Source organism: Collinsella sp. CM84Y_54, from assembly GCF_036317945.1.
In the GTDB taxonomy this organism is placed as follows: domain Bacteria; phylum Actinomycetota; class Coriobacteriia; order Coriobacteriales; family Coriobacteriaceae; genus Collinsella.
On sequence record NZ_JAWQCX010000002.1, the window covers coordinates 1 to 15188 of the forward strand.

Annotated in this window: 12 protein-coding genes; 4 read left to right on the forward strand and 8 right to left on the reverse strand. The window is 60.6% G+C overall.

The window, feature by feature from the left end; translation table 11 throughout:
• The 6 genes from V2391_RS03195 to V2391_RS03220 form a co-directional block, all read right to left on the reverse strand.
• Nucleotides 1-1013: DUF4430 domain-containing protein (locus tag V2391_RS03195; RefSeq protein ID WP_329738237.1), on the reverse strand; the 1013-nt coding region annotated here is incomplete at its 3' end.
• A gap of 584 nt (nucleotides 1014-1597) precedes the next feature.
• On the reverse strand, nucleotides 1598-3361 hold the full coding sequence (locus V2391_RS03200) for an ABC1 kinase family protein (RefSeq protein WP_329738238.1): 1764 nt from the start codon (nucleotides 3359-3361) through the stop codon (nucleotides 1598-1600).
• Between the two features lie 8 nt (nucleotides 3362-3369).
• Entirely contained in the window at nucleotides 3370-3780 is a 411-nt protein-coding gene (locus V2391_RS03205) for a hypothetical protein (RefSeq protein ID WP_329738239.1), read from the reverse strand.
• Nucleotides 3781-3933: 153 nt separating this feature from the next.
• On the reverse strand, nucleotides 3934-5457 hold the full coding sequence (locus V2391_RS03210; protein WP_329738240.1) for a C69 family dipeptidase: 1524 nt from the start codon (nucleotides 5455-5457) through the stop codon (nucleotides 3934-3936).
• A gap of 101 nt (nucleotides 5458-5558) precedes the next feature.
• Entirely contained in the window at nucleotides 5559-6413 is an 855-nt protein-coding gene (locus V2391_RS03215; protein WP_329738241.1) for a bifunctional 5,10-methylenetetrahydrofolate dehydrogenase/5,10-methenyltetrahydrofolate cyclohydrolase, read from the reverse strand.
• 2 nt (nucleotides 6414-6415) lie between these two features.
• A complete protein-coding gene (locus V2391_RS03220) occupies nucleotides 6416-7048 on the reverse strand; it encodes a cyclodeaminase/cyclohydrolase family protein (RefSeq protein WP_329738242.1) in 633 nt (210 codons plus the stop codon).
• A 447-nt stretch (nucleotides 7049-7495) separates the two neighbouring features.
• Here V2391_RS03220 and V2391_RS03225 point away from each other — a divergent pair, with 447 nt between their 5' ends.
• From V2391_RS03225 to V2391_RS03235, 3 genes are all read left to right on the forward strand, one after another.
• The gene (locus V2391_RS03225; RefSeq protein ID WP_329738243.1) at nucleotides 7496-9088 is read left to right on the forward strand and encodes a right-handed parallel beta-helix repeat-containing protein; all 1593 of its coding nucleotides are present in this window, start codon (nucleotides 7496-7498) and stop codon (nucleotides 9086-9088) included.
• A 1354-nt stretch (nucleotides 9089-10442) separates the two neighbouring features.
• Nucleotides 10443-11045: a hypothetical protein gene (locus V2391_RS03230; protein ID WP_329738244.1), complete on the forward strand. Its 603-nt coding sequence runs from the start codon at nucleotides 10443-10445 to the stop codon at nucleotides 11043-11045.
• Between the two features lie 231 nt (nucleotides 11046-11276).
• Nucleotides 11277-11870, forward strand: coding sequence for a hypothetical protein (locus V2391_RS03235; RefSeq protein WP_329738245.1), 594 nt, complete (start codon nucleotides 11277-11279; stop codon nucleotides 11868-11870).
• A gap of 92 nt (nucleotides 11871-11962) precedes the next feature.
• On the opposite strand, the gene V2391_RS03240 is transcribed toward V2391_RS03235, so the two are convergent.
• A complete protein-coding gene (locus tag V2391_RS03240) occupies nucleotides 11963-12232 on the reverse strand; it encodes a hypothetical protein (protein WP_329738246.1) in 270 nt (89 codons plus the stop codon).
• Between the two features lie 198 nt (nucleotides 12233-12430).
• On the opposite strand from V2391_RS03240, the gene V2391_RS03245 reads away from it, so the two are divergent.
• On the forward strand, nucleotides 12431-13219 hold the full coding sequence (locus V2391_RS03245; protein WP_329738247.1) for an ADP-ribosylglycohydrolase family protein: 789 nt from the start codon (nucleotides 12431-12433) through the stop codon (nucleotides 13217-13219).
• Between the two features lie 358 nt (nucleotides 13220-13577).
• Here V2391_RS03245 and V2391_RS03250 read toward each other — a convergent pair whose 3' ends face one another.
• Nucleotides 13578-14915, reverse strand: a complete 1338-nt coding sequence (locus V2391_RS03250; RefSeq protein ID WP_329738248.1) for a hypothetical protein — start codon at nucleotides 14913-14915, stop codon at nucleotides 13578-13580.
• Nucleotides 14916-15188: the final 273 nt, after the last annotated feature.

Consider the following 15188-nt stretch of genomic DNA (forward strand, 5'->3'; position numbering starts at 1 on the left):
TTGAAGAGCTGCTCGGAGAGGTCGGCCGCGGTCGAGCCCTCCTTCAGCGTGATCTGCTGGGCGGCGGCCCAGGTCTGCTGGGCGCCCTTGGCGTCGGTGCCGACGACGGAGCACGTGGCCGAGACCTGAGCGACAGGCGCGGGGTCGCCGTACTTCGAGTAGCACCAGACGACGGAGTCGCCGTCCTTGAGAGTGTAGCCGCCCGCGCCGACCTCGGAGGCGCTGCCGTTGACGAACAGCTGCCAGTACGCGCCGGTCGCCGAGTCGTAGCCGAGCTTGCGGTCCTTATCGAAAGGCGACGTGATCGTGTTGAGCGCCCAGCCCCAGGGGCCGTTGGGGTCGTAGTCGGCCTTGAGGCCGGCCCGCTTGAAGAGCTGCTCGGAGAGGTCGGCCGCGGTCGAGCCCTCCTTCAGCGTGATCTGCTGGGCGGCGGCCCAGGTCTGCTGGGCGCCCTTGGCGTCGGTGCCGACGACGGAGCACGTGGCCGAGACCTCTTGGCTTGCGGCTTCGGTAGGCTGAGATTCAGCCTCATCGGAAGCGGCTGCAACGCTTTTGACGTTCTGTTCGGATGAATCCGGCGAAGTAGTAGAAGCCTCGACTGCGGCAGAATCGTCCGACGCTACGCCGTTACTATCTGCGTCATTCGTCGAAGTGCCATCGTTGGCCGACGCATCGCTCGCGTTAGAGCCGGTTTCAGAAACGACACCGTCGGCAGCACCGTCCGCGGCCCCCGCGCCCTCACTCAACGTCGCAGCCTGAGCCACAGCCTCGGCAATGCCCTCGGCGCCCTCGGCCCACAGCTGAGCCGGTGTGGTGCTAAAGGCCATCGCGAAGGCCAGGAATGCCACCAGGCCGCGCTTGGCTACACCGCGTGCAATCGCGCCACGGCGATGCAACGAGGCGCGCTCACGCTCGTCCTCAAACATATCCATTTGTCCCCCATTGTCTGCACTTGGAGCATTGCCCAGCGGCTGCCCCACGTCATCGCGCACATTGCGCTCGAGTACCCCCATCGGGGTCCCCCTTCCCTCCAGAGCCCAACGCGTACCGGCGGCATGCGCCACGGTCGCGTGCAAGATGGGAGGCGATCCGACTTAACCTTACCGACCCGGGCGCGCCGTCCGATCTGCGACGTGACCATCCCGGGCCAAGAGGAATTACGGTTACTGGTACAGCCGGGGACTTGCACCCCGATTCTCCCAAACACGCAGGAAAACCGCGCATTCGTGCGTCTCCGCACCACCATCTAGGCCATCGATTATTACTGTCGATATGGTAGCACGCAAAAGGGCCCCGCACACAGGCGAAGCCCAAGGTAAAAGCTATGGTTTGCGATAGGGAGGACTGTCGTCGGACCTTGCAAGAACAGCTCGTTTCAAAACTATGCCGGATTACGGGGCTGATTCAGCACTTCGCAACCATATCAACCATTTTCGAAAATCAACGACTCATCTACCTGCGGTTTTAAAAGCGCGAATTTCGGTATGCTCGAGGTTCGGCACTCCAGCCCCGTAAACCGGCATAGTTTTGTTCGGACCAGCCCACGCCGGCGCGACGCAAGGCAAAATGATCCGTTTCCCCCGACCCCAGGAAATCGCTAACGCTTGCCGCCGTGGCTGTTGCGCCAGATCTCGCGGCCCAGCATAAGCGCCAGCACCAGCGCACTCACATAGCCCATAAAGCCAATGACCGGGATACCGAACACAACCGGCTCGATGCGCGCGTAGTACACCACCGACGAACCGATAAACAGGCCGGCAATCACAATTGCCATCGACATGCGGTCGATAATTCCGCCCAGCTGCCGCAGCGCCTTATCGCTGCTCATGATCTGCGTGTTTACCTTAAGCTGACCGCGCGTGAGCATGCGCGACGCCAAGCCCAGATACTCGGCCGCCTCGAGCGAGCCTTTTGCCGCGCGATAGCTGCTCGCGGCAAGATCGCGCCCCATTTCGCGGACGCGCGCATAGGCGCTCTTCTCGTTTTTGATGTGCGTCTGGATGATCTGGATCATGTTGACGTTGGGCATGTACTCGGTCAGTAGGCCCTCGAGCGTCACCATGCCGCGGGCGAACATCGTCACCACACTCGGCAGCTCAACGTCGTTTTTGCGCGCCAGGTTTAGCAGCGAGGTCAAAAACTCGCCGATATCCAGGTCCTTAAGATCGAGTCCTGCAAAGTCGGCTACGATAAAGTCCAAATCGGACAAAAAGGCCGAATGATCGAGCTCGGCCGAATCACCGCGCGTCACGGCAAAACGCATGAGCGAATCCTTGAGCTTGGGCACATCGCCCTCGGCCACGGCAAAGATCATATCCTTGACGATACCGCGGTCGTGGCTCGACATGCGCCCGACCATGCCCAGGTCAATAAAGTAGACAATGCCGTCCTTGAGGATGATGTTTCCCGCATGCGGGTCGGCATGGAAAAAGCCGTCGTCGAGCACCTGCGTCGAATAGTCCTCGACGATCGCCGAGCCGATCTTTTCCAGGTCATAGCCCTCGGCCACCAGGCGCTCGGGATCGGCAATGGAGATGCCGTCGATGTAGTCCATGACCACGACGTGCTCGGTGCACAGATCCAGATAGGACTTGGGACACGACACGCCATGCACGCTTTTGTGGAAGTCATAGAAATCGTTGAGGTTTTTGGCCTCGGCCAAAAAGTTGGTCTCCTCGCGAAACGAGGTCCACAGCTCCTCGACCACACCGTGCAGGTCAACAAACTGATCGGTGTTGACGAACTTGGAAACGATGCGCACCACCGAACGGATGATGTCGATGTCCTGCGCCATGACCTGTTGCGCGCCGGGGCGCTGCACCTTAACGGCCACGTCCTCGCCTGTCACCAGGCGGGCGCGGTGCACCTGCGCGAGCGATGCGCTTCCGAGCGGGTTGGGGTCGATCGCGTCGAACATCTGCCCCAGGCGCTGGCCGTATTCCTCTTCCAGACAGCGGAGCACTACCTCATACGGCACCGGCTCTACGTCGGAGCGCAGACGGCGCAGCTCGTCGCAAAACCGCTGCGGCAAGATCTCGGAGCGGTTGGCCAGAATCTGTCCCATTTTAACGAACATGGGGCCGAGCTCTTCGAGCAGACGACGCAGGCGCACCGGCGTGAGGTTATCCCATACGCGGTACTTCTTGATCAGGCGAACGATCTGCCCAATGCGCTCACGACGACCCGCCGGCGTGAGCTGGTATTCCTCGTCCGGCGCCATCGCGTCGGGCTCCTCGGGGACCATATCGACAGCACGCGGTTTCTTGCGAGCGCCCGAGACGGCGGCGTCGACCTCATCGACAACCGCCGTCTCGTCACCCAAGGGATCTAGATTGTTGTTATCGGTGGTGGAATCTGCCATCTGCGCTGCTACTCGGCCTCTTCGGTGCCCTCTGCATCGTCGGGCTCAACAGACTCGACGGGCACCGAGGTCACATTGTCCTCGACCGAATCGACGATGTCGCGCACATGTGCTAGGAAGGCCGTACGCTCAGGGGCGGTCATAACGCGGACGCGGGCCAGGATGAGCTCGTCGAGCACGCGCTGTGCCGCGGTCTCGCCCTGCATGCCCAGGCGCTCGGTGAGGTCGGAGATGGTGCCGCCGGCCTGCTCGAACATGTCGGACACGCTGCGGGCGATATCGGGGGTGCCGGCGTCCTTGCGCACCTGCTCGCCCTTGGTATTGAGGTCGTCGAGGACCTTCTTGCCGCCCTCGACGGCAACGGCAGCGGCGCCGAAGCCCACGTTGATGGCACCGTTAACAAGCTGATCGAATTTCATAACCATGGTTGGCTCCAATCGTGAACAACTGCAATGGCCTTCTTGTACCCAAGATTGGGCGAACGACACAAAATCGTTTGTCGCCGGGATAGAAATCGAGCGGGGCAAAGCCTTTGACGGCGTTTGTCCCGCTCGCTCGTTGCAAGGTTATCTTTACCTTACGTTGTCGTTCATCGCGAAAGAGTTCTTCATGGCACAGCTCGTGGTGTAGAGCACTTTGCCCAACAGGGCATCGGTCTCCACGCGCACGAGCTCGGCAAAGGCCTCGTTGGCGCGGGCGAGCTCGGCAGACACCTCGGCCTCGGGCAGCGAGGCTACGACAGCGTCAACGTCGTGAATCTGCTTGTGGCCCATGCCGCCGACCTTCTCCTGATAATCCTCGACCGCGCGGCCGCACTCATGGAAGCGAACATCGGCCAAGGCGCCGATCAGGCGATTTGCCCAATAGAAATTCTCGGACGTCACACGAGCCTGCGTGTCGGCATAGTACTCGGGCATGGTCTCGACGTTGGCGTACAGCGGCACAAGCGCGTTAAACGAGTTGGAGCCAAACGCCATCCACTGCACGGCGCGATACGCCGGCTGCGCATAGGGGCGCAGCTGCAGCACGGCGAGCTGACTGTTGCGGTTGATACCGATGGGACGATAGGCACCGCGCGTGGCGGGCGTGCCCTTGCTGCCGTAGCAATCGTACTCCGTGCCCTGGTAGTGGCTCGAAAGCACGTACTTGATGTCCTCGATAGTCACCTTGCGCTCGGGCACGCGGCTCCAGGGGATGTCGTCGCTCTCGGGCGTGTAGTCGGCGTCGGGACCGTCCCACACATCACTGGGGTTGAGGCAGCGCTGCATATACCAGGCGCGCGGCGTGTTGTAGACGTGGTCGCTGTCACTGTGCGAGCCAAAGGCCTCGCGCGGGTTAAAGACCGCGGCGGGACCGTCTCCCTCGACGCCCAGCGTCAGGTCCAGATGCCACTCGGCCATCCAGGAGCGCAGGTCGGCGGAGCACATGTGGTCTGCCTGGGCGCCCTCGGCATCGTCCAGGTCAAAGCTATCGATACCCAGCTGGTTAGGCATGGTCACATAGGCATCATCGGGCACGCGCTTGGCGATCCAATGGTGGCCGCCGATGGTCTCGAGCCACCAGATCTCGTCAACGTCACTAAAGGCGACGCCGTTGTTCTCGTAGGTGCCGTAACGCTCGAGCAGGTCGCCCAGGATACGCACGCCGTCGCGGGCGGACTTGGCGTACGGCAGCACCAGGGTCACCATATCCTCCTCGCCCAGTCCGCCAGGCTGGGCCGGGACATAGCCGTCCTCGCCCTCGTTGCCCTTGGCGGGCACGTAGTCCATGAGCGGATCGGCGCCGCGGACGCGCTCGTTGGTGGTGAGCGTCTCGGTTGCGGACATGCCAACATTGAGCTCGTTGAAGCCGGCCTCGGCCCAAATGCCATGACCCGGGACAACGTCGGGGACGCTTGTGTAACGCATGGGATTGTCGGGCAGCTCAACGGTCAGGTGGCTCAGGACACTCGTGTAGACGCGCGGCTGCTCGTCGGGATGCACCACGCGCATGCGCTTGGGCTCAAATACCCCGTTGGACGAGTCCTCGTTGCGGGCGACCAGCGTCGACCCGTCGTAGCTCGCGTTCTTACCAACCAAAATCGTTGTGCACGGCATGCGCATCCTCCTTGAGCGAAGAAATCAAACGGTAACAGTGTATCGCTTCGGCACAAATTGGGCGAAACCGCGACCTCGTCAACCCCAGTGGGCAAAAACGCCTATTTCGATGCGCGCTCTGCCGCCTCGATCACGTGCTTGGCGAGAATCGCCGTCGTTACAGCCCCCACGCCGCCCGGCACGGGAGTAATTGTGCCAACGATCGGTTCCGCAGCATCAAAATCCACGTCCCCGACCAGCTTGCCAGCGGCCTCGTCCCAATTAATGCCAACATCGATGATCGTCTGGCCCTCGCGAACCGCATCCGCGCCAATCGTGCGCGCGCGTCCAACGGCCGCAACCACAATATCAGCTGCACGGCACTCAGCAGCCAAGTCGCGCGTATGCGTATGGCACGTCGTCACCGTGGCATTGCGAGCCGTAAGCATGGCGGCTACGGGACGGCCAATCACCAGCGACCGACCGACGACCGCGACCTTGGCCCCATCCAGCTCAACGCCGTAATGATCAAGCAACGCCAACACGGCCTCGGCCGTGCAGGGAGCAAAGCCCTCGCCACGACCCGAAAGCGTGGTGAGCAGCGAGGCCGGCGTCATGGAGTCAACATCTTTGGCGGGATCGAGTGCCGCGGCAACCGCACCCTCGTCAAGCCCAGCGGGCAGCGGGCGAAACATCAGGCAGCCGTGAACAGCCAGGTCGGCATTGATGTCCTTAATAGCCGCCAGCAGCTCATCCTGCGAAACATCGGCAGGAAGCAAGACTCGGCGAGCCTCAATGCCAACCTTCTCGCAGCGCTTGAGGGCGCCGCGCTCGTAGGACAGGTCGTCCTCGCGCTCGCCCACGCGAACGATGACCAGCGTCGGCACGATGCCCTGTTCGCGCAGGGCGGCGCAGCGAGCAGCGAGTTCCTCGGTCAAAGCGCGGGCAACGGGAGCACCCTTGAGCAGCTCGGCCATGGCTATCCTCTCCTCCTTGCGGCGTCGGCAGCACGGCGCGCCAGCGCATCGGCGCGCGGCAGCCACGTATCCAGCAGCTCATCGCACGCCGCCTCGAGCTCCTCGGCGCGCGCCCGGTCTTTCATAGATGTGGTGTTGGCAAAGAGCGTCAGGCTCGCACCCTGCATGGCGGCGCGGCAGAACACGGCACCGCACGCCACGTCGGACAGCAGTTGGCGCGAGCCTTTGTCTGCCATGTCCTCGAGCAGCGCCAGTGCGCGCCCACAGGTGTCCATGATGCGATACGGCGGCATGGCGGCCACGTGCAACGCATCCTGAATCGCAACCGGTCGAGTCGGGTCCTCGCGCGGAATACCGTATGCCGCAGACACCTGGCCGTACGCACGAACATCCTCGGCAACCAGGCCCACTAGCTCCTGCGCCAACTCGTCTGCCTGGGCAAATGCACGCGTCAAATCGCCTGCGCGATCGGCAAGCGCGGGATTGGTCGCCCCGTAGCGCGCGACCATCCCGCAAAGCGAGGCGCCCAGCGCGCCTACAAAGGCGCTTGCGCTACCGCCGCCGGGAACCGGCTCGCGCGCGGCAAGCGCCTCGGCAAAACCGCGACAAGTCTTATCCATCATCTCTTGGCTCATACGCATGCACCCTCAATGCTTGCCAAGCTAATCGGACAGTCGGCGCCGCCCGAACGCATCGTATATTTCGTGGTGCCTAGTCTAGCCCATAAGAGCATTCGCGTCAGTGCGCCCAGTTATCGCTCTTTTCTATGGCGGGCGATAGGCGCAACATCGCTGCGTCTATCGCCAAGCGATCAATCCCGATCCCCTGTCAAGGTCAATCTTGCACCCAGCCCATTGGGCCATAGACACGCCAAGTGCCATCGCGCAAACCACACCGGCAAATCAAATGCATCTTTGTTGCGCAGTCCGATGCAACAAAGTTGCAGGTATGCGGAATAAAAATGCAAGAAGCGCGAGAAAGATTGGCGCACCGATACAGGCGCGAAATAGGGATTTAGTAATGTCAGAAGCGCTATAATATTTATGTTGATTTTATACTTTTGGACTGGAAGGAGTCTCAGCATGAAGTCGTTTTTGAAAACGGCCTCTCGTGCGGCCGCAGCGCTGTTTGCCGTTGCGCTCATCACGATGGGCGTTGCATCGCCTGCTTTTGCAGACGACGTTGCCGGACCGATTACTACCGTATCGATCACCATTGAACACGACGGTAAACCCACCGGTGTGACCTACAATGATATTAAGTCCGCTACCGCCGCGGCGCAGAGCGGCGACACCATTAAGCTCGGCAAGGGCAACTACACCCTCTACGGCGAGAAGTCTGAGGGTCTCACCAAGGGCAAGGACCTTACCTTTGAGGGTCTGGGCACGGACAAGACCGCATGGAACATCGGTGCAATTGTGCCCGATCCTGCAAACTATGGCACCGAGTATAATGGCGACTATTCGTTTGACGGTGCCGGTACCGTTACGTTCAGGAACATGACGATGCGTTCCGGCAGTGCCGACTACCTCGGCTTCATTCGCGCCAACAAGACCGTGCTCGACGGCTGCGTCGTCAACGGCAAGACGTTCTACTGGGGCTACGAGTCCGCCAAGTTCAAGAACACGACCTTCAACGCCCCAAACGGCGACTACGCCATCTGGACATACAGCTCGCCGACCATGACGTTTGATAGCTGCACCTTCAACGCCAGCGGCAAGGTTATCAACGTCTACACCGATTACGGCGCGGGCAGCCATGACATCTACGTCAACGTGAATAACTGCACGTTCAACTCGAATGATAGTAAGGGCAAGCAGGCTCTTAACATCAATGACTCCAATATGGGTTCATTCAAGTACATCATCAAGTTCAAGGGCGCCAACACTGTAACGGCCGGGCGTGATATCAAGACTTGTTCTCAGTTGTTTGGTTTTGGTGGCAAATCGACTTACAACTCTGGTCACTCTGATGTGTACTTCGACGACGAGTTGGTGTGGACTCTGGGCGCAATGAAGACCCATTCCTACACTGACGGTCAGAATGAGGATTATTTCGTAGACCAGAAAGATTGTGTCTGGACGCAGGAAGGCGGGGACTGGTATTGCACCGGCCACGCCAAGTGCGGCTACTGCGGTTGGCCGATCGAGGAGACCGTAAAGGCGACCTTCGTGGACAAGACCGATTGCACCGAGAAGGGCGAGAGGACCTACACCGCAACCTTTAAGCACAAGTGCTTTGAGCCTCAGACCATGACCAAATCCCTCGACCCCATCGGCCATGACTGGGGAAAGCCGAAGTACAGCTGGAACCAAGCAGGACGGCGAGTGGTTCTGCACCGCCAAGCGCGTCTGCAAGCGCGACGCGAGCCACGTCGAGGAGGAGACCGTGAAGGCCTCCGTCGAGACCACCCCGGCGACCTGCACCAAGGCCGGCAAGTCCGTCTACACCGCAGCCTTCGAGAACGAGGCCTTCGAGGCTCAGAAGCGTACCGTCGCCCTCGGCGTTCTCGGCCACGACTGGGGCGCGCCCGAGTACAGCTGGACCAAGCAGGACGGCGAGTGGTTCTGCACCGCCAAGCGCACCTGCAAGCGCGACGCGTCCCACGTCGAGAAGGAGACTGTAAAAGTAACGGTCGAGCATGCTATCAAGTCGACCTGCGATGTCCCCGGTAAGGACATCTACACCGCAACCTTTAGCAACAAGGCATTTGAGACCCAGACCAAGACCGTGATCCTCGGCGTTCTCGGCCATGACTGGGGAAAGCCGAAGTACAGCTGGACCAAGCAGGACGGCGAGTGGTTCTGCACCGCCAAGCGCGTCTGCAAGCGCGACGCGAGCCACGTCGAGGAGGAGACCGTGAAGGCCTCCGTCGAGACCACCCCGGCGACCTGCACCAAGGCCGGCAAGTCCGTCTACACCGCAGCCTTCGAGAACGAGGCCTTCGAGGCTCAGAAGCGTACCGTCGCCCTCGGCGTTCTCGGCCACGACTGGGGCGCGCCCGAGTATTCCTGGAACGAGAAGAGCGGCAACTGGTACTGCACCGCCAAGCGCGTCTGCAAGCGCGACGCCTCCCACGTCGACGAGCAGACCGTGAAGGCCACCGTAAAGACTACCCCGGCCACTTGCCTCGAGGAAGGCGAGTCGGTCTACACCGCCAAGTTCGACGGCGACGCCTTCGAGACCCAGACCAAGGCTGAGAAGATCGCCGCCCTCGGCCACGACTGGGCAGAGCCCGAGTACAGCTGGTCCCAGAAGGACGGCAGCTGGTACTGCACCGCCAAGCGCACCTGCAAGCGCGACACGTCCCACGTCGAGGAGGAGACCGTAAAGGCCGCCTACAAGGTGACCACCCCCGCCACGACCGAGAAGGAAGGCGAGGGCACCTACACCGCCACCTTCGAGAACGAGGCCTTCGAGACCCAGACCAAGACTGAGTCGATCGACAAGCTTCCCGTCAAGCCGCAGAAACCCGCAAAGCCCAAGGACGACAAGCCAAGCAAGTCTGACAAGACCAACAAGCAGACGCTCCCCGGAACGGGCGATTCCACCGCAAACGTCATCATGGCTATGCTTTCCATGACAGCCATCTGCTTCGCCGGCAGCGCGATCGCTTCTAAGATGCGCAAGTAATAGCGATCTTCTAGCGCACTCCTGCAACTAGGCCGCAGAGCAACAGGTCCCGCACCGCCACAGGTGCGGGACCTTCTTTTTGCCCAAAAGAATCCACGGAAGCCTTCGCGGCATTAGCGGGCAAAATACTCCGGTCCGACCCAATCGTCGACAAGCGCACCGTCCCCCGCCATCGCAAACATGGGACATATGGCCCACCTTTCGAGACTCCCGGGCAGCACAAGCTGGGGCATATCTATAAGTAAGGAACCCGTTGGGGCACGGCCGCGCAACGGCCACAAGCGATGAACGGAGGCATAAGCCGCACAGCACACAGAGACATCCGCCGCCAGCGTAATCAGTACCCCAACAGCATGCGGCGCCGTGATGTCATCGGCAGACAAGGAGGACGCCACCATGAAGAAAAAGACCCTATCGATCCTTTCCCTTTGCATCGCCCTCTTTGCCGCGTTTGCCCTTGTCGGCTGCGGCGGGATCGCATCGGGCGGAGGCGGCAGCACCTCAAAGAGCGAAGGCAAGGAAAAGGCCCCCGTCGCCGAAAAGACTGACTTTATCTGGTTTAAGGTCGAGATGCCCGAGGGCGTTGACGTAAGCGACTCCGCCGGCAAGAATGCCGACAGGGTCCAGCTCACTTTCCCCGAAGACGAGAACGGCTCGGCCGATCGCTTTATCCCCGTTTGGAAAAAGGCGCTGACAGCTGAGGAGTCCCACGCCGACCAGGCAGAAAAGAAAGGCGATACGTTCCAGTGGAAGGATGGCGGGTCCGTCGAGTATAACGGCAGGACGTGGCTCATCGGAACGTACGAGGACAACAGTGGCGTCTCAACACTCCTCTTTACCGACGTTGAGCCGGGAAGTGTCTACGTCCTCATCTCGAACTTCGATCTGCATAAGCAAGAAGCCGAGGCGCTCCTCAACTCCATCGAGTTCCCCGACGACATGACGGAAGCGGTTTCCGAGGCACGCGAAGTCGAGATTTCGAGCATCGAGATCAAGTAGCCGAATCCCGCACACGCCCGCGTACACGCGCCCCAATAAAACAACGGGCACCTCACCCCGGGGAGAGCCGGTAGCTCCGGCTCTCCCCTCTTTTGCGCCCGGACATATTGCCACTTAACGGCGCAAATCCGGCACCCAGAATGGGACACATGGCCCACCCTAGCGAGCCGTCCGCGCGTACAGTAAAGGCAGGTAATCCATGGGCGGTTACAGATCGAGGAGGACACGACCATGAAAAAGAAGGCCTTTGCGATTCTCACCCTCTGCATCAGTCTCTTTGCCGCGGTTGCCCTGGTGGGCTGTGGCGGAAGCGGCGGCGCTACCGGCAGTGGCGGTGGCAGCGGAGCAGAAAAGCCAGCCGTGGATATGAGGACCGACTTCATTTGGTTTAAGGTCGAGGTCCCCGAGGGCGTCGAGGTCACCGACGTCGCAGGCGATACCGCCGACAGGGCCCAGTTTAAGTTCACCGAGAGCGAGCACGCCAGCGATCGCTTCATCCCCGTCTTCGATCCTGACAAGAACGCCGACGAGCTGTTCGACTACGAGGCAAAGTGGAATGCCAGCTTTGAGTGGACCGAGAATGACCCCGTCAAGTACAACGGCAAGACTTGGCGCAACGCTTCCTATACACACTCGGGCGGCGTGACGACTGAGTACTTCACCGAAGCAGGCGGCGGCAGCGTCTACGTGCGCATCGACAACGTCGAGGAGCACAAGGATGCCGTCGAAACCATGATGAAGTCCCTGGAATTTGCCGACGACATCGCCGAGGCAAAGACCGAGGCCATGGACGTCAAGCTCGAGGATATCGAGATCAAGCGCTAAAGCTCCAACGGCATGCAGCAGCACCGTTTTAGCTCAGCCGGGATGCAAGGTGCGACTCCTTGCATCCCGGTTTTTTGTTCGAAAGCGCCCGGTCACATCACCATATTGAGCACGTTGACGAATTCCTGAGCCCGGGAGCGGCTGCTCAGGCTAAAGACACAGGCGGTCAACAGCCTGTTGCGAAGAAAAACATTGCGGCCCTTGATCCTGCTGACCCCCGTGATGTCCTTAAGGTAGACAATCTCGGTGTGCTTGCCGCCGAAAGTGCCCTTCTTGAGCACCTCGATACGGTTAGGGTAGATCTTGACGTCTTTAAACCCGCCCGAACCCTTGTCCTGGAACAGCAAAGTGTTGTTGTCCATACGCATCGCTCCCCATGGACTCGCGCAAACTACCTTTAACTCCTCATTTTAGTCATTCCGAGACCCCCACGCGAAGACGGTTGGAGGCATCTAGATTTGTGTCCGCGCGAGGCTTTATGGTTCAGTTAATAGATACGCCATTGCGGAGGAAGACAAATTCGACGCATCCTTAATCGCTCGACACAGGAGGAGTCATACATGGCAGAGGCATCAAAGGCAACGCTACGCGACTGTATTTACGGGCTTGCCGTCGGCGACGCGCTGGGCGTTCCTTACGAGTTCAGGCCCCGCGGCACGTTCGAATGCACGGACATGATCGGCTACGGCACGCATGGGCAGCCCGCCGGCACCTGGAGCGACGACACTTCTATGACGCTTGCTACCTGCGACTCGATTAGAGAGCTCGGGCATATCGACACCGCAGACATGCGCGACAAGTTCGTAAGCTGGATTGCCCGTGGCGAGTATACGATCGACGGCGTTTTCGATTACGGCGGCACGACCGCCCGCGCCTTGCGTACCGGCAAAAGAGGCTCCGGCGAGCGCGACAACGGCAACGGCTCGCTCATGCGCATCGCTCCCCTGGCGTTTGTCGACGCGACTGACGACGAGATCTGCGAGGTCTCCGCGATAACGCACGCTCACAGAACATCGACCGACGCATGCGTCATATTTGTCGAGCTGATGAGGAGCATGATGAACGGCACGCTTCCCTCATGGGTGCTCCAGCTGAAAGACGTGCCCGAGCACGAAATCAGGTCCGGCGGCTTCGTGCGCGACACTCTTAAGGCAGCCGCCTGGTGTTTCGTCAACACTAGCGGCTACGAAGATTGCGTGCTTACCGCCGTCAACCTGGGCGACGACACCGGCACCACCGCAGCCGTCGCAGGCGCCCTCGCCGGCACGGCATACGGCATCGACGCAATTCCACAGGAGTGGATCGATACCCTGCGCGGCAAAGAGCTGATGGAACGGTGTTTGTTTTAGGACACGCCTTCAACGAAGACAATGTCAGTCAACGCAAATGATTAAGGGACCGCATAAATGATGATTACAGAATGCGCCGTCATGGGTCCGTTCGTCACAGAGCAAAGCACCGTGGGGCCGTACACCGTGTTGGTATTCGAATCCCCGCTGCCGCAGAAAAGGGCCGGTTGCAGCCGACCCTTTAAGACAGTGGCACCTGCGTTGCCCGCGCTTCCAAAGTTGACCGACTGAGGAAAAGGTTCCGCGGCACATCCCGATTTCACCCGGTAGGGAGGCTCTCTTGCAGCCGTCCCACCGTTTATTTAGATCTACCACGACGAACAGCTCGCGCTACCGCGCGCTGTCCCGCACCGCTCCCCTACTTCCCAAAGATCACTGCGAACAATCCTTTGCGTTTGGGCTTTTCTTCTCGGTAGGAGCCCTCGACTGCCGCTGCCACCTGACGCGGCTGCTCTCCGCCTCCACGGCGCACGATCTGGTACAGGAACGGCGACTTAACGTATTTGACCTCGATGGGCGTGGCATGCACGGTGCTTTCTCCGGACAGATGCAGGCTCGGGTTGAGCGGCGCCACAACGTGCGTTTCGCGCTTGTCGCTAAACACCACCGCGGCCGCGCGACCCGTCTGGCCGTTCACGGCGATGCGCACCTGCTCGCCATCGTGGCTGTCCGTCGCCGGGCGATCGACAAAGTAGACCGGTACCATCACCAGGCCGTCCTTATGCTTGCGAGTCTTGCGCGCCCAGGTGCGGATGCTCTTTTTATTGAGCCCCAGCACCGCCTCGGCATCGTTGCCGGCAATGTCGAGCGCCAGCTTATCAATGACCACCTGGTCCTTGGTAGACGCATCGACGGAGACGACGCGGAAGTCGCCTTCCTGCATGGCCGGGTCAAACGGCCCAACCTTGGCAAAGTCCCACGGCTCCAGAATGCCCATAAGACGAACATCCAGGTAGTTTGCCCTGGGATACGCCCAGTCGAGCACCTCGTAGTAAACCAGGGTCTCCTTGCTCAGTCCCTTGCCCGGGAAGGACACCATCATGCGCAGGTCCGCGAGCGCCATAGGAAAATAGAAGAGCATCATGTCGTTTTGAATCGCGTCTTCCACGTCGTGCCCGGCAAAGGCGTCGGGGTACTGGCGCACCAGCTGCAGCGCGTTGGCACGTGCCTGCTGCGGTGAGATTTCGCAGGGAATACCCTGCTCGGGTACATACTCCGCGCCAACGCCCATGGTCAGGCGCTTGCTAAACGTCCCCGGCTTGAGCAGGTCGGCAACGCCGATCTTATTGCCGCAGGACGGGCACTCAAACACGCGCTGGGTCGATGACCCCTCAAAGGACGCGCCGCAGAAGGGGCACGGGATGCTCACGTGCGTAGCTTCTTGGAACTCCTGCGCCGTGCCGCGGTCTTCCCACAGCAGATGCTCCAGAACCGACTGGTTGCGCCAGTACGCATTAAAGAAATACCAGTCGGGGTCCACCGGGCGCTCAAGCTGCGACACGTGGGTGAGCTTAAGCAGCCCATCGACAACCGTCAGCGACGCATGGCGAATGCCCAGGGCGCTCTTGGGCTCCCCCGCATCGGCCTGCCACGGGATGACCGTGCCGCAATAGGCACACTCAAAGCGGCGTTTAGCCTGGTGCGAGTACATGGGGCCGCCGCAGTTTTGGCATTTAATGGCAAACATCTCGTCCATGGATACGTCCTCCTTTGCGCAGGGGCTGTCGACATTAAGTATGTCGGGCAGGCAGGCACATGCCCATACCCATGTGGCCCAAAATGGAGCACCCGGTCGGACAAGAAGCCCTGCCGTTAGCTCCAGCAGCCCATTGCTGCAATTTCTGAGCATCGGTGCACGGTGCGCCCATGCGAGCCGCACCATCCCCTTAAGCGAGGATGCGAGAAGATACGCCATGCTATTTGTAAATCGGCTGGTACATACGCTTATTCCCGGCAGCGAACGCGAGCC